The organism is Achromobacter sp. 1011791174, from assembly GCF_059760925.1.
In genome coordinates, this window is sequence record NZ_JCBANH010000068.1 from 16,877 (window position 1) to 34,763 (window position 17,887).

Annotated in this window: 16 protein-coding genes and 1 pseudogene; 3 read left to right on the plus strand and 14 right to left on the minus strand. The window is 68.1% G+C overall.

Features of this window, described 5'->3' with window-relative positions:
• Positions 1-16 precede the first annotated feature (16 nt).
• From AC6LJ5_RS20975 to AC6LJ5_RS21030, 12 genes are all read right to left on the minus strand, one after another.
• Positions 17-1,003 (minus strand): type II secretion system F family protein, encoded by a 987-nt coding sequence (locus AC6LJ5_RS20975; protein ID WP_498141496.1) that lies wholly within the window; start codon positions 1,001-1,003, stop codon positions 17-19.
• 11 nt (positions 1,004-1,014) lie between these two features.
• Entirely contained in the window at positions 1,015-1,941 is a 927-nt protein-coding gene (locus AC6LJ5_RS20980; RefSeq protein ID WP_498141497.1) for a type II secretion system F family protein, read from the minus strand.
• On the minus strand, positions 1,941-3,302 hold the full coding sequence (locus AC6LJ5_RS20985) for a TadA family conjugal transfer-associated ATPase (RefSeq protein ID WP_498141498.1): 1,362 nt from the start codon (positions 3,300-3,302) through the stop codon (positions 1,941-1,943). Before AC6LJ5_RS20985 ends, AC6LJ5_RS20980 begins: the two co-directional genes overlap by 1 nt.
• 24 nt (positions 3,303-3,326) lie before the next feature.
• Positions 3,327-4,667: a P-loop NTPase family protein gene (locus AC6LJ5_RS20990; RefSeq protein WP_498141499.1), complete on the minus strand. Its 1,341-nt coding sequence runs from the start codon at positions 4,665-4,667 to the stop codon at positions 3,327-3,329.
• Positions 4,664-5,971 carry a type II and III secretion system protein family protein gene (locus tag AC6LJ5_RS20995; RefSeq protein ID WP_498141508.1) on the minus strand — a complete coding sequence of 436 codons (1,308 nt, stop codon included), beginning with the start codon at positions 5,969-5,971 and terminating at the stop codon, positions 4,664-4,666. Before AC6LJ5_RS20995 ends, AC6LJ5_RS20990 begins: the two co-directional genes overlap by 4 nt.
• Positions 5,972-6,260: 289 nt before the next feature.
• Complete coding sequence (gene cpaB, locus AC6LJ5_RS21000; protein ID WP_498141500.1) at positions 6,261-7,202, minus strand: Flp pilus assembly protein CpaB; 942 nt, start codon at positions 7,200-7,202, stop codon at positions 6,261-6,263.
• The gene (locus AC6LJ5_RS21005; RefSeq protein ID WP_498141501.1) at positions 7,199-7,693 is read right to left on the minus strand and encodes a TadE family protein; all 495 of its coding nucleotides are present in this window, start codon (positions 7,691-7,693) and stop codon (positions 7,199-7,201) included. The genes cpaB and AC6LJ5_RS21005 overlap by 4 nt, the downstream gene beginning before the upstream one ends.
• A 3-nt stretch (positions 7,694-7,696) precedes the next feature.
• Positions 7,697-8,122, minus strand: a complete 426-nt coding sequence (locus AC6LJ5_RS21010; RefSeq protein WP_498141502.1) for a pilus assembly protein — start codon at positions 8,120-8,122, stop codon at positions 7,697-7,699.
• Positions 8,104-8,640, minus strand: coding sequence for an A24 family peptidase (locus tag AC6LJ5_RS21015; RefSeq protein ID WP_498141503.1), 537 nt, complete (start codon positions 8,638-8,640; stop codon positions 8,104-8,106). Before AC6LJ5_RS21015 ends, AC6LJ5_RS21010 begins: the two co-directional genes overlap by 19 nt.
• Positions 8,641-8,785: 145 nt before the next feature.
• The gene (locus tag AC6LJ5_RS21020) at positions 8,786-8,965 is read right to left on the minus strand and encodes a Flp family type IVb pilin (protein WP_103275426.1); all 180 of its coding nucleotides are present in this window, start codon (positions 8,963-8,965) and stop codon (positions 8,786-8,788) included.
• Between the two features lie 92 nt (positions 8,966-9,057).
• A complete protein-coding gene (locus AC6LJ5_RS21025) occupies positions 9,058-9,237 on the minus strand; it encodes a Flp family type IVb pilin (RefSeq protein ID WP_498141504.1) in 180 nt (59 codons plus the stop codon).
• A gap of 116 nt (positions 9,238-9,353) precedes the next feature.
• Positions 9,354-10,184, minus strand: a complete 831-nt coding sequence (locus AC6LJ5_RS21030; RefSeq protein WP_498141505.1) for an MHYT domain-containing protein — start codon at positions 10,182-10,184, stop codon at positions 9,354-9,356.
• A 628-nt stretch (positions 10,185-10,812) separates the two neighbouring features.
• Between AC6LJ5_RS21030 and AC6LJ5_RS21035 the strand changes: the two genes are divergently transcribed.
• From AC6LJ5_RS21035 to AC6LJ5_RS21045, 3 genes are all read left to right on the plus strand, one after another.
• On the plus strand, positions 10,813-12,405 hold the full coding sequence (locus AC6LJ5_RS21035; protein ID WP_498141509.1) for a ShlB/FhaC/HecB family hemolysin secretion/activation protein: 1,593 nt from the start codon (positions 10,813-10,815) through the stop codon (positions 12,403-12,405).
• A gap of 371 nt (positions 12,406-12,776) precedes the next feature.
• Positions 12,777-14,501, plus strand: a complete 1,725-nt coding sequence (locus AC6LJ5_RS21040; RefSeq protein WP_498141506.1) for a collagen-like triple helix repeat-containing protein — start codon at positions 12,777-12,779, stop codon at positions 14,499-14,501.
• A 33-nt stretch (positions 14,502-14,534) separates the two neighbouring features.
• On the plus strand, positions 14,535-15,086 hold the full coding sequence (locus AC6LJ5_RS21045; protein ID WP_392413800.1) for a MarR family winged helix-turn-helix transcriptional regulator: 552 nt from the start codon (positions 14,535-14,537) through the stop codon (positions 15,084-15,086).
• 115 nt (positions 15,087-15,201) lie between these two features.
• Here AC6LJ5_RS21045 and AC6LJ5_RS21050 read toward each other — a convergent pair whose 3' ends face one another.
• Both AC6LJ5_RS21050 and AC6LJ5_RS21055 read right to left on the minus strand, forming a co-directional pair.
• The gene (locus AC6LJ5_RS21050; protein WP_498141507.1) at positions 15,202-16,896 is read right to left on the minus strand and encodes an ABC transporter ATP-binding protein; all 1,695 of its coding nucleotides are present in this window, start codon (positions 16,894-16,896) and stop codon (positions 15,202-15,204) included.
• A pseudogene (locus tag AC6LJ5_RS21055) lies at positions 16,893-17,887 on the minus strand (ABC transporter permease); the annotation flags it as partial. The gene AC6LJ5_RS21050 and the pseudogene AC6LJ5_RS21055, both read right to left, overlap by 4 nt.

Here is a 17,887-nt window from a genome sequence, read left to right on the forward strand (position 1 = left end):
CCGATACCGCCCGCCATCACATCCCCCCCATGCGCGACAGACCGCGCAATACCGCCACGAAGCCCGCGCCACCCGTCACGATCAACAGGGCCGGCAGCAGGGTCACGATCATCACCCCCGTCATCTTGACGGTGGTCTTGCCGACTTTCTCCTTCAGGTCCAGCCGACGCTTGTCGCGCAGCCGCTCGCCGAAGCGCTGAAGCGGCTCCTGCACCGCGCCGCCATGCTGGTCCACCTGCGCGATCAATCGGCAGATGGCCGAGATATCGTCGTTGTCGAAGCCCGACGCCAGCCGCGCCAGCGATTGCTCGCGCGTGCGTCCGCGCACGTGCAGCTCGGTCGCCAGCCGCAGCTCATAGGACAGCACCGGCAGTACCTGGGCGAATTCCTTGACCAGCACCTGCAGGCTCTGGTCGATGGACAGGCCCACGCCCTGCAGCAGGCGCAGCAGGTCGATCAGCAGCGGCAGTTCGTCGGCCGCCTGCCGCCGCCGGCGCGCCAGCCGCCGGCGCACGAAGATCTTCGGCAACATGTAGCCCACGGCGAAACCCAGGAAGGCCGCGATCAGCACGCCGACCGAGGAATCGATCAGATTCTTCTCCAGGTCCAGCACCACCGCCGCGATGGGCAGCAGGATGGCCAGCACGAAGCGCGCCGCCACGAAGCGCGACCGCGCCGCCACCGGATTCGCGTAGCCCGCCATATCGACCAACTTGCGGTCCTCCGACGCCAGCAGGGCTTCGGCCAGCCGCCCTTCCGTCAGGCGCTTGCCGAAGGAATCCGCTGCGCGCGCCGCGGCGGCCAGGCGGCCCGGCTCCTCGGCCTCAGCCGCCTTGGACCGTCCGCTGCGAGTGGCCAGCGCCTGGTCGACGACCTGGCGGCTGCGGCCCTGGCCGCGCAGGCGACGCACCATGCTGACGCCCAGGACCAGCATGGCGACGGCCACCAGGGTCAGCGCCATGGCCAGCACCAGGGTCGGGTTCAGGGATTCCAGCGCTTGCATCCTCGCCCCCGTCAGATGGATTTGGCCATGCGGTACAGCCAATAGGATCCGCCGACCTGCATGGCCACGGCGGTCGCCAGCATCTTGAAGCCCAGCGGGTCCTCCCACAATCCCACGAACAGATCGTTGTTGGCCACGATGATGAAACCGGCGATGCCCAGCGGCAGCAGAGCCAGGATCCAGGCCGACAGGCGGATCTCGGCCGAGCTGGCCGACAGCTCGCTGCGGGCCTGGCTGACGTCGCGCATGAAGGCCGCCATGCGCTCCAGCACCTGATCGCTGCGGCCTCCGAAGCGCAGCGCGATCGATACCACCGCCGCCACCATGTACAGCTCCTTCAGCCCGTACTGGCGCGACACGTGCGCCAGCGCCTCGTCCAGTTCCTTGGCCGAGCGGCTCAGGGCGGCGGCGGTCTCGACCACTTCGCGCAGCGGCGCGTCGGCGCTGGCGGCGGCGGTCTGGAAGGCCGAGGCCATGCTGTTGCCGATGGTGATGAGCCGGACCATGTTGTCCAGGAAGGCCGGCAATTGCGAGATCATGCGGCGCTGGCGCTTGTCGGCGCGCAGCCACAGCAGGAAATAGGCGCCGACGGTCAGCAACAGCAGCGTGACGAAGCCGGACAAGGCGCCCAAAAAGGCCCAGGCCAGCAGCGCGCCCACGACGATGGGCACGAAGATCCGCAGGTAGAGTCCGGCGCCGTGCCGCAGGCCGGCCAGCAGCAACAGCCGGTCCCACCACGAAAAACCGCTGCGTGCCGCGCGCGCCCCGCCGGCGAATGTCGCCCCGCCGACCGGCACGTCGCGCGCGCGCCGCAGCTGGTTTTCCAGGAAGGCGGAACTCGCGGCGCGGCGCGCGCCGCTATTGGCGTGCCGCCACAGCAGCACGGCCGCCACGGCCAGCACCAGCGCCAATGCCGCCAGGACCAGGGCTTGCTGCATCAGCGCCTCCGGCTCCAGAACCCGCCGCCCCCGCCGTCGGGCTCCGGCGCGCCGCCGTCGGACTGACGCGCCTCGTGCCGCATCTTGGCGAGCTTGGGCGTATGCGGATGGATGCCCAGCCAGTTCCAGCGGTCCTTTTCCTCGCCCTCCGGCGTGGCGAAGGATTCGTGCCGGTAGAGTTCCTGCGTCGAGATCACGTTGTCGCCCATGCCCGTGACTTCGGTCACCGACAGCACGCGCCGCTTGCCGTTGGACAGGCGCCCGATCTGCACGATGAAATCCAGCGCGCTGGCGATCTGGCGACGCAGGCTGTCCTCGCTGCCCTGGAAACCGGCGAAGCCGGCCAGCATCTCGATGCGGTACAGGCATTCGCGCGGCGAGTTCGCGTGGATGGTCGCCATGGACCCTTCATGGCCGGTGTTCATGGCCTGCAGCATGTCCATCACCTCGGCGCCCCGAACCTCGCCCACCACGACGCGGTCGGGCCGCATGCGCAGGCTGTTGCGGATCAGCTCGCGGATGGTGACCGCGCCGCTGCCGTCGAAGCCGCCCTGGCGCGCCTCCAGCCGCACGACGTGAGGATGGTTCAGCGACAGTTCGGCGGTGTCCTCCACCGTCACCACGCGCTCGGTTTCCGGGATGAAGAAGGCCAGCGCGTTCAGCAACGAGGTCTTGCCCGAGCTGGTGCCGCCGGACACCAGGATGTTGCAGCGGTGCTTCACTGCCTCGCTGAGCAGCCGGTAGATCTCTTCGTCGAAGGTGCCCAGCGTCAGCAGGTCGGCGGGCTTGAGCGGATCCTGGCGGAACTTGCGGATCGATACCATCGGCCCGTCCACCGCCAGCGGCTCGATCACCACGTTCAGGCGGCCGCCGTCCGGCAGGCGGGCATCGACCATGGGCGTCGACTCGTCCAGGCGCCGGCCCATGGGCGCCAGGATGCGGCGCACGATGCGCAGCACGTGCTGGTTGTCGGTGAAGCGCAGCGTCTCGCGCGCCAGCACGCCCCGCCGCGACACGAACACGTTGTCATAGCCGTTGATCAGGATGTCCTCGACCGCGGGATCGGCCAGCAGGTCTTCGAGCGGCCCCAACCCGGCCAGCTCCTTGGTGAGGGCCTCCGAGATCTGCCGCATCTCGCCCTCGTTGATGGGCACGCGGCGCAGGCGCACGAAGCTGGCCACCTCGATATCGACGAATTCCTGGATGGCCGTGCGGGCCCAGCGGCCGAATTCCGCCCCCAGTTCCTCGATGCGGGACAGCAGGTGCTCGTAGGCCGCCGTCTTGATTTCCTGGTAGCGATTCGAAGCGGAAAAGCCCCGGTCGCCGTCGCCGCCGAATTCTATGGTGCCTGTCATGATCATGTCGGATTCCGCCGCCGTCCCTTGTCAATCCACCACCATGCGGCGATGCACGCCCGGCAGCCAGGTGGCCAGCCAGCTCGCGCGCCCGCCGGGCGTGTGTTCTTCCGTGCTCAGTCTTTCCGCCAGCGCATGCACGGCGCGCACATAGACGTCGCGCTCGGCCTCCTCGTGCAGCAGGCGGCCCTGGTTGGTGCAGACCATCAGGGCCAGCGTGCGGTCGGGCAAGGTGCCGACCAGTTCCAGCTGGAAACGCTCGGCGATCTGCTGCGCGGTCATGCCGTAGCGCTCGTCATAGCGATTGACGATCAGGCCCAGGCTGCGCCGATCCACATGCAGCTGCTCCAGTTCCTGCAACAGGCCGGCCAGCGACACCAGCGCGCCCACGCTCTGGTCGGTCACGATCCAGTTCTGCTGCGAAGTGCGCGCCAGGCCGGCCACGAAATCAGGATTGTTGAAGCCGCCGGCATCGGCCACCACCACGCCGAAATGCTGGCGCAGCCGCTCGAACACCAGCAGCGAATCGGATTGCGAGATATCGCGCATCTGGCCCAGATCGCGCGGCAGGGCCAGCACGCTCAGACCGTTGGCCGTGTGCGCCATCGCCGAGCCCAGCAGGGTCGGATCCAGGCGGCGCAGGTTGCGCGCGGCCTCGGCGAAATCGAAGTCGCTGCCGATGTTCAGATACAGCTGGCAATCGCCCACCGGCCAGCCCAGATCCAGCAGCGCCACGCGGCTGGACAGCGGCTGCATGGCGCCGGCCTCGGCGGATTTGGACGGCTTGGCGCCGCTGGCACCAAAGCGCAGCGCATGCGCCTGCTTCATGCGGTCCTGCACCAGGCCGGCCAGGTGCACGGCCAGCGTGCTGGTGCCCACGCCCGGACGGGTGCCCAGCAGCAGCACGCTGCGCCGCTGGCCGTCGGCGCGCCCGCCGCCGGCGACGGGCGTGTCCAGCAGGCGCTGCACCACGTCCTTCACTTCCTGCGGCGCGACCGAGGGATCGACGAAATCGCTGACGCCGGCGCGCAAGGCGGCGATGGCGCCTTCGGGCTGGCTGAGCAGACCCACCGCGACCCTGGGAATGCCCGGCGCGATGCGCGCCAGCAAGCGGGCCAGCTCGGCCGAACGGAACAGCTTGCCAGGCTCATCCTCGCTCAGCGTGAAGTCCAGGAACACCACCTGCGGCGCGATCTCGGCCAGGCGCTTGGCCAGGTCCTCGACGGCGGGCGCTTCCTGGGTCAGCATCCCCAGATCGCCGATGGCCTGACCCAGCTGCGCGGCCACGCCATCGCCCTTGGAACAAAACAAGAAGCGGTTCCCGCTCTGCAGGCCCACCCATTCCCTGGCATGTGTCTTCATGTCGCTCACCGTGAAAAACCCGGCATCTGCTGCCCGCTCATCGGACCCATCAGGTAATAGCCCCAGGCGTTGAACGCAGTGTCGCTCGCCTCCTGCTTGGCCCCCGGCAGCGGCAGGGATACGCCGCGCGCGATGGGACGCACCAGCCGGGGCGTCACCACGATGACCAGCTCGGTGTCTTCCTGCTTGTAGTCCACGCTGCGGAAGAAGGCGCCGATGATCGGCAGGTCGCCCAGCATGGGCACTTTGTTCACCAGCGCCTTGGTCTGGCGCGACACCAGGCCGCTGATCACGAAGCTCTCGCCGTCGCCCAGTTCGATGGTGGTGTCGGCCCGGCGCGTGCGCAGCGCCGGGATCACCGTGACGTTATCGGCGCTGGTGACCAGCGGAATGCCGTTGCTGTAGTCCAGTTCGCTGGCTTCGGGCGCGACCTTCAGCGCGATGCGCTCGCGCGACAGCACCGTCGGCGTGACGGTCAGCCCGATGCCGAAGGGCTTGAATGCGACCGTGACCGATCCCAGGCCGGCCGCCTCGGGCACGGGCAGCTCGCCGCCAGCCAGGAAGCTGGCGCTCTGCCCGCTCAGCGCCACCAGGGTTGGCTCGGCCAGCACCCGGGCCATGTTGTTCCCCTGCAGCAGGCGCAAGCGCGCGCTGAAATTGTTCGAGTCATAGAACAGCGAGAATCCCGAGGCCAGCGGCGCGGACTTGTTGAAGCCCAGCGGCGCGGTGAAGCCATCGGGCGTGATCGAATTGGTGCCGCCCCAGGGACCGCTGCGGCCGGCGAAGCTGATGCCCGCCTGCTTCATCACGGAACGCTGCACCTCGACCACCTTGACCTCGACCTGGACCACGCCGCCCGGCCCGGCGGTGGACAGGTCCACCACGTTCTTCTCGCCGCCGACGGCCGACGCCGCCGCCGACACGGAACCCTGATGGCTCAGCTGCGACTCGGCATGCCCGGACAGCACCGCCTTGTCGCCGGCCATGTCCACATTGGCCCCGCCGCTCACGCCGCGCCCGGCCAGCACGCCCTGGACCGGGCCTGACACACGCACGTTCCAGACCTGCGGCGCGGCATTGGCGCCGCTCCATACCTGCAGCTGGGTGGTGCCGGCCTTCTTGCCATAGACCAGCACCGACGCGGCGCGCTTGCCGGACGCCGGCAGCACCTTCACATCGGCCACTTCCGGATCGCCAATGGCGATGCGCGACGGCGCGCCGCCCAACATCAGGGTCTGCTGACCCTTGACCGCCACCGCGATATCGCCGGCGGGCGCCACGGCCCCCTGCGCCGGCGCGGCGTTCTGCGCCATCGCGGCCGGGCTGCCGGCCAGCGTCGCCGCGGCGGCCAGCACGCAGATCACCCAGGCAGAGCGCCGGATGGCAGCCCGCCCCCGAGGCGCCACGCGCGCCTCCCTAAAGAGGGCGCCACCGCGGTCCGGCAGAGCCGGTTCCGCGCGGCCCCGATGGAGCGATATCCCATTCTTGCGATGCGTGCGGCGCGCCTGCGCCATGGACAACTGATATCTCTTCATCATGCTCGGTCAGATTATGGTTGCAGTCTCTGGGGCCTGTACACGGGGCAGCCTGCGGCAGCCGGATTCAATAGCGCACGCGCTCGGATTTGTCTCCTCTGACGATTTCCACGCTGCGTCCGCCGCCGCCCGATCCGCGCGCGACCTGGCGCGGCGACAGCGTGGTGCCGTCCATTTGCGGCAGGGTGTCACCGCCATAGGCCCGGTTGGGGCCGCTGTCCAGCAGCTCTCGTTGTCCGGGCGTCAGATCGGCGCGCGCCTGCATCGCCGCGCGGCGCTGCGGAAACAGGGCGATATCGGGCACGCCCGCGTCGCCCAGCGGACGCAGCGCCAGCTGCAGCCGTCCGGCGCGGCTGGCCAGCATCAGCTCGCTGACGCGCTCGACCGGCACCGCCAGCACCGCCGTCTTGGCCGGCTGCGCGGGCGCGCCCTGCTGCAATAGCGATTTCTCTTCCGGCCCGTCCAGCGAATTCGCGCCATAGGCCAGTACGCGCAGCTGCGATTGCAGCAGGCGCGCCTGGCCGGCCTGCACTTCCGCGCTCTTGTCCAGCATGAAGAACACATCGACGAAATCTCCCGGCAGGATGCGATTGCCGCCGCCGCTCACTTCGTCCACCGCCACCGCCAGCGCACGTTCGCCCGGTTGCAGCAGGCTGGCCATGCCATGCGCCAGCATGGACGGCAAGATGGGATCGCCCACGGCGACGTCGGTGCGCACGATCGCGCCGGTGAGCAGGTCGGCCGCCGGAAAACCGCCCGACAGGGCCACCTGCCACTTCGCCACTTCCAGCATGTCCGGCGCGATGCGCGTGCCGGCCGGGATCGCCTTGGCCGCCACCACCACGGGATAGAACTTCACCGGCTCTTGCGGCGCCGGCGCGCTGGCCGCGACGGGCGCGACCGGCTGCGGCGGCGAGGACGGCGCCGACGCCAGGCGCCAGGCCACGAAAGCCAGCACGAGCCCTGCCGCCAACAACACGCCCGCGATGATCTTGCTCAGGCTGCTCATGGTGTCCCTTGTGAGATTTGCACGGTGGCTTTGGAAGACAATCTGGACGGGATCCAATCCTTGTTCGTGCCGGGCAGCATGGCGATGAGCGCCTGCATGGTCGCCAGCACCGGCCAGGACTGGGTGTTGTAGGTCATGGAGATCGTGGCGCAGTTGGCCGTCTGTCCGCCCGCGCCGCTCCAGGCGCAAGGCGCGCGGGTGATGGCGCAGCCCACCGCGGAGCCGGTCGAGAACACACCCATTGCCGCCGTACAGGCCGCGCCGTTCACGTCGGGCGCGCCCGAGAAGCGCGCGAACACGGCGGCGCGCGCGCCTTCGTTGGCCGCCGCAGCCAGCTGCTGCTGCATCCAGAACAGCACGCCATAGCCGACCACGGCGCAGATGAACATCAGCAGCATGGTCAAGGTCAGCGAGAACTCCAGCGCGGCGATGCCGCGCTGCCGGCGACGCGCGCCATGGCGATCAAGGGTGGGAGGCGTTGTGGGCCGCATGGCTCAGGTATCTCCGTCCATGGTGTTGCCGAGATACACGGTGGCCCGCGCGCTGAGCACGCTGGATGCGGGCATCAGCGCATCCTGCAGGAACGGAAAGGCGGGAATCAGCGGATGCGCGCCATAGGCATAGGACACCGTCACTTCGATCTGGTCCGTAGCCAGCGTCATGCCACTGCAGGCGCCGCCGCCGGCGCTGCTGAGCGTGCCGGTGCTGCCGCAGACCGCTACCTTGACCGGCGCTGAGGACATCGTGCTGACCCAGTTGGCCAGGGCCAGCGCGGTGTCGCGGCCGGCGTTGGCCCGCGCCGTCAGCGACGGCGTGCCGGCCTGCCATTGCAGCACCTTGCGCGCGCCGTCCTGCGCGGCCAGGGTGATGGAATGCTGTGCGGCGAACACCAGGGAGTAGGTCAGGATCCCGTAGAACACCAGGAAAAACACCACGAATACCAGACCGAATTCAAGGGAATAAACACCACGCTGAGCGCGGCGACGCCCAGATACGCGCCATAGGGAATCTGCCTCCAGCGGTCGGCCAGCGCCCAATACCGGCTGATCAGCAAATAGGCCACCGCGTGCAGGCCCGCCAGCAGGCTCGCCCCCACCAGCGTCACCAGCAGCGGCGCGAAGCCCAGCAGCAGGCCGAGTATGGCGATGGCCTTGACATCGCCCGCGCCCATCTTGCGCCGCGCCCACACAGGCAAGAACAGGAAGGCGCAGAAAAAGCCTGCCAGCGTCATGCCCCAGCCGGCCCAACGCGGCGGATGCATCCAGCCAGGAACCAGCCAGGCGGCCAGCAGCCAAAGCAGCTGCCCCGCGAATCCCGCGACGATGAGCGTATTGGGAACGCGGCGATGGCGCAGATCGGCGTGGATCAACACCAGATTCCAGCATGCGAACAACAGCCACCACAGCGCTTCCCCTGGATACAAGGCACGACCTTCCAACGGTTACCGATACGACCGCAGCGCGTCCGTCCGAATGGACGCCGCCCCTCCAATCCGTGCATCGCGGACACCGCCGCGGCAGTCCGCGGGCGGCCCCTCGGAACCGGGACCGTCCGCGGCGCGCGCCGGGCTCGTTCCCGAGGCCTCAGGTGCCCTGGGCCGCGTCGAGCTTCGCCTTGAGCGCCTGGTACATGCTCTGAAGACTGCCGGTGAACAAGCCCACCGACGCGATCAGCGCGACCGCGACCAGCCCGGCGATCAGGCCATACTCCAGCGCGGTGATGCCGGCGTCATCGTTCCAGAACTGCATGAGCTTCGCTTTCATCTCAGACTCCTGGTCTATCCCCTGCTCCGCCCTCGAGCGGGCGGGCCCTCCGGACAGGCTGCCGGCCCCGGCCGGCGCGCCAGCCGGAGCCATCACGTGCCCTTGGCGGCATCCAGCTTGGCCTTGAGCGCGTTGAACATGTCTTTCAGACTGCCCGTGAACGCGCCCACGCCTACGACCAGGGCCACCGCCACCAGGCCCGCGATGAGCCCGTACTCCAGGGCGGTGATGCCTTCCTCATCGTTCCAGAACTGCGCAAGTTTCGCTTTCATGTCGAGCTCCCTAGGTCTCGATTGATCAATTGAGCCGCCCGCGCGCGCGAAGCATGCTCGCCAAGACCAGGAACCGTCCGCAAGCCCGCTGGCGCCGGCCTGCACCCGGAACCTGCCTAACCCGGTCCCACCGTGGGACCGTGGGCCCTGCCCGGCTCCACGGTGGGAGCCGATTCGATGATGGCGTCGATGCGCTGCGCCAGGCGCGCGCGAAAACGGCTGGAGGCCCGTTGCAGATGCCAGCGCATGAGCACCAGCACCACGGCCGACAGCCCGAAGGCAATATAGGGAAGCAGCACGCCGCCGATCTGCATGCCGGCTCCGTCGCGCGGCGTGGTGCACACCACCGTGCCCGCCGCGGCGCCGGTGTAATGCATGCCGCACACGGCCACGGCCATCAAAACGGCCGCTCCGGCGCGCTGGAGCTCATTTTGCGTATTGAAAGCCAGCCATAATGCGGCCGACGCGGCGATTACGGCTATCAAAACCGATAAAACAACGAGCGGCAGATTCCACAGGAATACTGCCGGCATGCGCATGGCGCTGATGCCGACATAATGCATGGCGGCGACGCCCAGGCCCGCGGCCAGGCCGCCGACCAGGCAGCGTCCGATCGTGAAACGGTCACGCCCCACATACCAGAACGCCCATCCCGAGAACCCCGCGGCAACCAGGAAACTGAGTACGGTCAAACCCACCTGGTAACCGACCAGGAACGGCAGGTCCTGTGCCTGCATGCCGATGAAGTGCATGCTCCAGATACCGACGCCGCCCATCGCCACCGCGCCGATGAGGATATAGCCAAGGCGGATATCGCCGTCCTGCGTTTCCGTGCGGATGCCGACCGCGGCAAGCAGCGCCACATAGGAACCCAGCACCGCCGTCAGGAAGGACAGCGCGACCAGGCCGCCATTGAAGGAAAGCGGAACGACGTCACCCGGATTCATGAGTGTCCCCGAGGCAGCGGCCCCTGGCCGGCCGGCCTTGCCGAACATTCGCCGCGACTCGTCTTGCGGTCATCCTGGCGCATCTTGCGGACTCCGGTTAACCCGAAAATCGAAAGTGTTTAGAAACGTGTATATAGTCTTATCTATTAACAATTAATACACATCAGGGTTTATACCAGCATTCACAGCGTGACGACAACAGACATGTAACGCCTATCCCCAATATTCAGAACAATCATATTTGAAACCCTTCAAAACCCCAGACCAGGCAACGGTTTCACTTGATATTTCAGCGTACCGTCGACCCACATCCCTGGCATTCACGGCAAGTGGCCATCCGGCCACAATGAAATAAATTGTCATTACCTTTTGGCGCTGGCAAGATACCGCCTGACATCAAACCTACATTTATATCGGTAAATATTGCGTCCCCATTAACAACTGATATTTGGTAAATATCGCCATTACCGTTTCGGCGGCAATGCCGCGGCACATCAGAGACACGACAGGCATGAGACGCACGCTCCCCGCAAGCCCCTCATACGTACTGCTGGCCTGCGCGCTGGCCGCAGGCACCGCCCACGCCGACGGCCCGCTGCGCGGCAACCCGGTGGATTCGCTGCCGCCGATGGAAAGACCCGCGTCGGCCAACCAGCCGCCCCCCGTGGTGCAGGCTCCCACGCCAGAGCAACTGGCGCTGCAGGCCCGGCTGGCCCAGCGCATCGTGCCGCGCCACTTCGACGTGTCCGGCGTGCACGCCATGCCCTTCGAAGAGGTATCGGCGCTGCTGAGCCCGCTGTCCGGCAAGGAAATCAGCCTGGGCGAGCTGGTGCAGCAGGTGGACAAGATCACCCAGCTCTACCGCGACCGGGGCTATCCTCTGTCCTTCGCCCTGGTGCAGAACCAGAGCTTCGCCAACGGGCTGGTGGTCGTGACGGTGGTGGAAGGTCACATCGGCAGCGTCCGCATCAACGGCGACCTCGGCAATGCCAAGGACCGCCTCGAATCGCTGGCGCAACGGCTGAAAGAGGAAAAACCACTCAGGCAGGCCACGCTGGAGCGCGTGTTGAACCTGATGCGCACCGTGCCCGGCGTGACCTTCACGCCCAGCCTGGATCTGCCCCGGCGCGCGGACGGCGCCACTGAACTGGTGCTGGAGGCCAGCCGGCAGCCGGTGAGCCTGACCGGCGGCGTGGCCGAGCTGGGCAAGGGCATGCAGCCGCTGGTCAATGTCGCCACCAACAGCCTGACGCCGCTGGGCGAACAGATCAAACTGACAGCCGCCGTACCTTTCAGGTCGGGCGACGTCAAATACGTCATGGGCGAGATCCGCGTGCCGATCGGCTCCGACGGGCTGGCCGTGAAGGTGGACGGCTATCACTACGACGCGCGCCCCAAGGACGATGCAATCGAATACCTGGGATTTCAGCGGCGCGTCCGCAATGACCGTATCGGCCTGGGCGTGAGCTACCCCTTCCTGCTCAACAATACCCGCTCGCTGACCGGCACGCTGGGGGTATACGCGGCCAATTCCAAAGATCGCTACGAAGCCAACAACAGCGACCGCTGGCTGCAACAGGACGCGCGCGTGCGCGCCGTCAATGCCGAACTCAGGTATATCCAGCTGTCCGAGAGCATGGCCACCGACGTGACACTGGGCGTGGCCAAGGGTTTTGACGCCGCCGGCGCGAAAAAGGAAATCTCGACCAATTACGGGTTTTCCTCGGTGCCGGTCCTGGACCTGGATTTCAAGCGCTTCAACCTGAACGCGAAACAAACGTTTGTGCTGCCGGCGCAGTTTGGCCTGGTGCTATCCGCGGCCGGCCAATACTCCAGCAATATCCTGCCCTCGTCCGAACAGGTCTCGTTCGGCAGCTGGCGCTACGCCATGGGCTACCCGCAAGGAGAACAGAGCGGCGACAAGGGCGTGGGCGCGTCGCTGGAAATCAATCGGCGTTTCAACACAGGCTGGCGGTATCTGAGCAATGTGCAGCCCTACGCGCTGGTGGACTATGCCCGCACCTGGTACAACAACGCGTCGCTCCAGCAATTGAACCAGCGCCATCTGTCCTCGGTGGCGCTCGGCCTGAGGTTTACCGACGACAAGTACTATTTATTCGATTTCAACGTCGCCAAGCCCGTCGCCTCCCGCACCTCCAACGGCGACAACCGCGACCTGCGCTTCAACGCGAATTACTCTCTTTATTACGACGCATTCTGAACGGCATGCCCCCCGTCCCGGACAAACCGGGGCGTCGATAAATCACGATATCCCCGCGCCTGTTGCGACAGGCGCTTTTTTTTGCCGGTTTCCAACATCACGTTACGTAACGCCGGACGTAACGTAACCCCCGAATCCGCCGCATTCGTAACATTCGCAGGCTCTTTGCGATCCCAGATTTGCGGGTTTCTCAATATTGGTGCAAACCCTTGGAGTGATACGCAAGCCATTGAAAAAAATGGATATTTATTAAGTTGCAACTCCATTAATCACGTTCAAAATCGGTTCCTGAAAAAACTTGGCACGGTTTATGCATGAGGAAAGGTATCGGGCGGTATCGCCGTCTGACCCTTCCAAACCAGGAGCTCGCCATGTACATCAAGACCGATACGCAACGTGTGCAACGCATTCTGACCGCCACCGTCATGGCGGCCGCCATCATGAGCGCCCTCTCCGCCTGCGGCGGCGGTGGCGGCGGTGGAAGCAAATCCGCCGGCCTGCCGGGCACGAACATCCCGACCAACCCGGGCGGCGGCCTGCCGGGCAACCCCGGCAATCCCGGAAACCCGGGCAACCCCGATCCTGGCGGCCCCACCACGCCGACCACCACGCCGGGCGCGCTGCAAACCTCCCTGGGCAATACCGGCAAGGCCGTGGACAACGTCCTGCCCCTGAACCTGGGCACGACGCTGGGCGGCATCGGCAAGGCGCTCGATCCCACGGTCAAGCCCGTGACCGACCAGGTGGTCAGCCTGACGCAGAAGGTCGGCGCGACGACCGGCCTGGGCCAGCCCGTGGACGGCGTGTTGCAACAGACCGGCGGCCTGGTCAGCAATCTGGGCACCACAGTGAAGGGCACGGGCCTGCCGGGCGGACTGAGCGGCGGCGTCGGCGGCCTGGTCGACGGCCTGGGCAAGACCGTGGCCAGCGCGGGCGGCCTGCTCAATGCCTCTCCGAACAATCCGGATCCGCTCAAGACCGTGCTCGGTAACGCCACCAATGCCGTGGGCGCGCTGACCGCGGGCCTGGGCGGCCAGGGCGGCCTGCTCAACCCGGTGAACAAGCTGGTCGGCGGCGTGACCGGCGGCCTGCTCAGCGGCCCCTACAAGCCCGTGCTGGAACCTGCCCTGACCAATACCGGCAAGGCCGCGGACAACCTCCTGCCGCTGGGCCTGGGCCCGACGCTGGGCGGCGTGGGCGCGGCGCTTGACCCGACGGTCGGTCCGCTGGCCGGCACGGTCACCAACCTGACCCAGCAGGTCGGCGCCACCACCAAGCTGGGCGCGCCGGTCGCCGGCCTGCTCAACAACGTGGGCGGCACCGTCGCCGGACTGGGCGGCCAGGTCGGCAACACCGCGGGCCTGGGCGGCGTGCTGCAAGGGCTGGGCGCCACCGTCAGCAGCGTGGGCGGCCTGCTCAACGCCACGCCGGGCAATACCAACCCGCTGGGCAACACGCTGGCCAATGCCACCGGCACCGTGGCGGCCCTGACCGGCGGCCTGGGCCTGGGCGGCGCGGCCGGCGGCAATGGCGGACTGCTGAGCCCGATCACCGGCATCCTGGGTGGCGTGGGTGGCGTCGGCGGCACCCCGGTGGGCGGCAACGGCGGCCTGCTGGCGCCGGTCACCGGCCTGCTGGCGGGCGTGACGGGCAGCCTGGGCGTCACTGCCGGCGGCTCGGCCAACGGCGGTCTGCTGGGCGGCCTGCTTGGCGGCACGGCCGGCGGCACCGCGGGCGGCACGGCGGGCGGCGCGGCGGGCGGCGCGGCCAACGGCGGCCTGCTGGGCGGATTGCTGGGCGGACTGACCGGCGGCGTCACGGCCGGCGCCTCAGGCGGGGCGGCGGGCGGCGCATCCGGCGGCGCGTCCAACGGCGGACTGTTGGGCGGCCTGCTCGGCGGCGTGGCCGTCAACGCGGGAGCCAGCGCGGGCGGCGCCAGCGCCGGCGCCTCGGCGGGCGCGAACGGCGGGCTGCTTGGCGGCTTGCTGGGCGGCGCGACCGGCGGCACCACCGGCTCGTCCGGCGGCGCGGCCAACGGCGGCCTGCTGGGCGGATTGCTCGGCGGCCTGACGGGCGGCCTGACGGCCAAGAAGTAATGACGACAACCTGATTCGTGAGGGAGCGAAATCATGCTGCAACAAGAAACCATCGTTCACCACGAGCATGTGACCGTGATGCCTGAGTCCCGCACCGCCACGCTGCGCCCCGGAATGCTCGAGGATATCGCCCTGATGCTGGGCCGCCAGTTCGCCGTGTACAACGCGGCCTGCCAGGCGGCCCTGGCGGAAAAGCTGGAGATTCCCCTGGCGGATCTGAAGGCGCTGGAGCTGGTCATGGAGTTCGACGCGCTGCCCACCGGACAACTGGCCCAGCTGATGGGCATCAGCTCCGGCGGCGCGACGGCCCTGATCAATCGGCTGGAAGGGGCTGGATATGTGCAACGCGGTCGCCATCCCCTGGACCGCCGGATGATCGTGATCCGGCCGGTCGAGGAAACCTGCCAGATGCTGGCCCAGGAACGGCAGTGGATCACGGAGCAAGTCGTCACGCTGGCGCGCCGCTATGACGCGTCGGAGCTGGAAACGGTGCATGCCTTCCTGGCGCAGTGCGTGCGCGCCCTGAGGCACGACACCCTGGTGTGGCTGGAAACCCGCAGCGCGCATCATCACGACGACCTTTGAACCGGGCCGCCTCGGCGAGCGGCGAGGCCCGGCGCGCGTCCCCTTCCGCAAGGATCGGGACGCGCATTTGTTTGGGCGCGCGGGATGCGACCCGCGCGCTTGCCGCCTCATCGGCTCAGAGGGATCCGCCTTCGGGCGCGGCGCCGAATTGCAGGCGCGGCACCGCCGCCAACAGCTTGCGCGTCACTTCCTGGCGCGGGGCGTGCAGCACGGCATCGGCCTGGTCCAGCTCGACGATGCGCCCGCCATCCATCACGGCGATGCGATCGGCCAGGTATTCGACCACGCCGAAGTTATGCGTGATGAACAGATAGGCGATGCCCAGCTCTTCCTGCAATTCGTTCAGCAGGTCCAGGATCTGCGCCTGCACCGACACGTCCAGCGCGGACGTGGGTTCGTCGCAGATCAGCACCTTGGGCTCGACCGCCAGCGCGCGGGCGATGGCGATGCGCTGGCGCTGGCCGCCGGAAAACTCGTGCGGATAACGGCTGAGCGTGTCGGCCGGCAGGCCCACGCGCTCGACCAAGCGGGCCGCGCGCGCGGCGCGCTCCCGCGGACTCATGCCGCGCCGCAGGGATTCCAGGCCTTCGTCCAGGATGTCGCCGATCCGCATGCGCGGATCGAGCGAGGCGAAGGGATCCTGGAACACGATCTGGATGTCCTGCCGCAGCCGCTGCAGGCTGCGCCGGTCGGCCGCCAGCAGGTCGTGGCCCAGCAGCATGGCGCGCCCCGACACATGCGCGCCGTCGATCAGGCGCAGCAGCGCCTTGCCAGTGGTGGTCTTGCCGCAGCCGGACTCGCCCAACAGGGCCAGCGTCTCGCCGGCGCGCAGCGTGAAGGACACGCCGTCGGCGGCCTTGACCCAGGACACGATGCGGCGCAGCGGCCCCTTGCGCACCGGGTAGTGGACCTTCAGGTCCTGCACGTCCAGCACCACGGCCCCGGCGCCGCGCTCGCCGCGCCGCGATCCCGGACGCGCCAGCCGGCCTTGCTCGGTCAGCGGCGCGCCGCGCTTGTCGAAGGTCGGAATGGCGTCGAACAGCTGGCGCGCATAGGGATGGCGCGGCGCGCGGAAGAATTCCTCGGCGCTGGCGCTTTCGACGATCTCGCCGCCGCGCATCAGCGCGACATGGTGCGCCACGTTCTTCACCACCGCCAGATCGTGCGTGATCAGCAGCACGGCCATGCCCAGCTCGCGCTGGATGTCGGCCAGCAGGTCCAGCACCTGCGCCTGGACGGTGACGTCCAGCGCCGTGGTCGGCTCGTCGGCGATCAGCAGCAGCGGCTCGGCGGCCAGCGCGATGGCGATCATGACGCGCTGCTTCTGCCCGCCCGAGAACTGGAAGGGATAGTCGTCGATGCGCCGCTCGGGCTCGGGAATGCCGACCCGTCTCAGCCAGTCGATGGCGCGCAGGCGCGCCGTGTCGCCGCGCAGCGAGGTGTGCGTGGTCAGCGTCTCGATGATCTGGTCGCCCACGCGCATGACTGGGTTCAGGCTGGTCGAGGGCTCCTGGAAGATCATGCCGATGCGCCCGCCCCGCACGCCGCGCATCGCGCTTTCCGGCAGGCGGTTCAGGTCCTCGCCGTCCAGGTCGATCTGTCCGCCCACGATGCGTCCGGCATCGGGCAGCAGCCGCAGCAGCGCCAGCGCGGTCATGCTCTTGCCGCAGCCTGACTCGCCGACCAGCGCGAAGGTTTCGCGCCGCGCCACCGCCAGTCCCAGGCGCTTGACGGCCTGGGTGATGCCGCGTTCGCCGGCGATGTCGATTTCCAGATCACGGACTTCGAGCATGGGTGAGCCGGCGTTCATCGCGCGTCTCCCTGGCCAGCCTGGGATTGCGCGCGGCGCTGGCGCAGCGAGCGCGCCAGGCCCGCCACGCGGCTGGGCTTGTAGCGGCGCGTGCGCGGATCGAAGGCGTCGCGCACCGCGTCGGCGAACAGGTTGGCCGCCAGCACCAGGGCCAGCATGAAGACGAAGGCGGTCATCAGGTTCCACCAGATCATGGGATCGCGCGACATCTCCAGGCGGGCGCCGTCGATCATCGAGCCAAAGGAATTCATGCTCGGGTCCACGCCGATACCCAGATAGGACAGCACGGCCTCGTACAGCACCAGCCCCGAGAACTCCAGCACCACGGTGATCAGCACCAGGTGCGCCACGTTGGGCAGCAGGTGCCGCGTCATGATGCGCCAGTGCGACACGCCGAAGGCCCGCGCCGCCTGCACATATTCCAGCTCGCGCAGCTTGAGCGTCTCGGCGCGCAGCAGGCGGCACAGGCCGGACCAGCCGGTCAGGCCCAGGATCATGCACAGCAGGAACAGGCGCAGATCGGCGCGCGCGGCCGAGGTGTCGTACAGCTCGGCGTGGTTGTCGATGTAGACCTGCATCATCAGCGCGCAGGCCGCCACCAGCAGCACGCCCGGAATCGAGGTGATGGTGGTGTACAGGTACTGGATGGCGTCGTCGACCTTGCCCTTGAAATAGCCGGCCGAGATGCCGAACACGATGGCCGGCGGCAGCATGGCCAGCGTGGTCAGGCTGCCGATGACCAACGCCGTGCGGATGCTCTTCAAGGCCTGCCACAGCACGTCGTTGCCGATGCGGTCGGTGCCCAGCGCGTGATAGCCGGTGGACAGCCCGATCAACGCGCCCGCCGCCATGCACAGCAAAACGAAGGTCAGGCTCATGGCGCGCCACGGCAGTTCGCCGCGCCCCCCAGGACCTCGGCGGCGGCGGCCCCGCCGCCGCCGCGCCGGCGCGCCAGGCAGGCCGCCAGCAGGAACGTGCCGGCCAGCCCGGC

Coding starts and splice junctions, on each gene's coding strand:
- AC6LJ5_RS20975 (WP_498141496.1), bottom strand. CDS start 1,003: ATGCAAGCGCTGGAATCCCTGAACCCGACCCTGGTGCTGGCCATGGCG.
- AC6LJ5_RS20980 (WP_498141497.1), bottom strand. CDS start 1,941: ATGCAGCAAGCCCTGGTCCTGGCGGCATTGGCGCTGGTGCTGGCCGTG.
- AC6LJ5_RS20985 (WP_498141498.1), bottom strand. CDS start 3,302: ATGATCATGACAGGCACCATAGAATTCGGCGGCGACGGCGACCGGGGC.
- AC6LJ5_RS20995 (WP_498141508.1), bottom strand. CDS start 5,971: ATGGCGCAGAACGCCGCGCCGGCGCAGGGGGCCGTGGCGCCCGCCGGC.
- cpaB (WP_498141500.1), bottom strand. CDS start 7,202: ATGAGCAGCCTGAGCAAGATCATCGCGGGCGTGTTGTTGGCGGCAGGG.
- AC6LJ5_RS21005 (WP_498141501.1), bottom strand. CDS start 7,693: ATGCGGCCCACAACGCCTCCCACCCTTGATCGCCATGGCGCGCGTCGC.
- AC6LJ5_RS21020 (WP_103275426.1), bottom strand. CDS start 8,965: ATGAAAGCGAAGCTCATGCAGTTCTGGAACGATGACGCCGGCATCACC.
- AC6LJ5_RS21025 (WP_498141504.1), bottom strand. CDS start 9,237: ATGAAAGCGAAACTTGCGCAGTTCTGGAACGATGAGGAAGGCATCACC.
- AC6LJ5_RS21030 (WP_498141505.1), bottom strand. CDS start 10,184: ATGAATCCGGGTGACGTCGTTCCGCTTTCCTTCAATGGCGGCCTGGTC.
- AC6LJ5_RS21035 (WP_498141509.1), top strand. CDS start 10,813: ATGGAAAGACCCGCGTCGGCCAACCAGCCGCCCCCCGTGGTGCAGGCT.
- AC6LJ5_RS21040 (WP_498141506.1), top strand. CDS start 12,777: ATGTACATCAAGACCGATACGCAACGTGTGCAACGCATTCTGACCGCC.
- AC6LJ5_RS21045 (WP_392413800.1), top strand. CDS start 14,535: ATGCTGCAACAAGAAACCATCGTTCACCACGAGCATGTGACCGTGATG.
- AC6LJ5_RS21050 (WP_498141507.1), bottom strand. CDS start 16,896: ATGAACGCCGGCTCACCCATGCTCGAAGTCCGTGATCTGGAAATCGAC.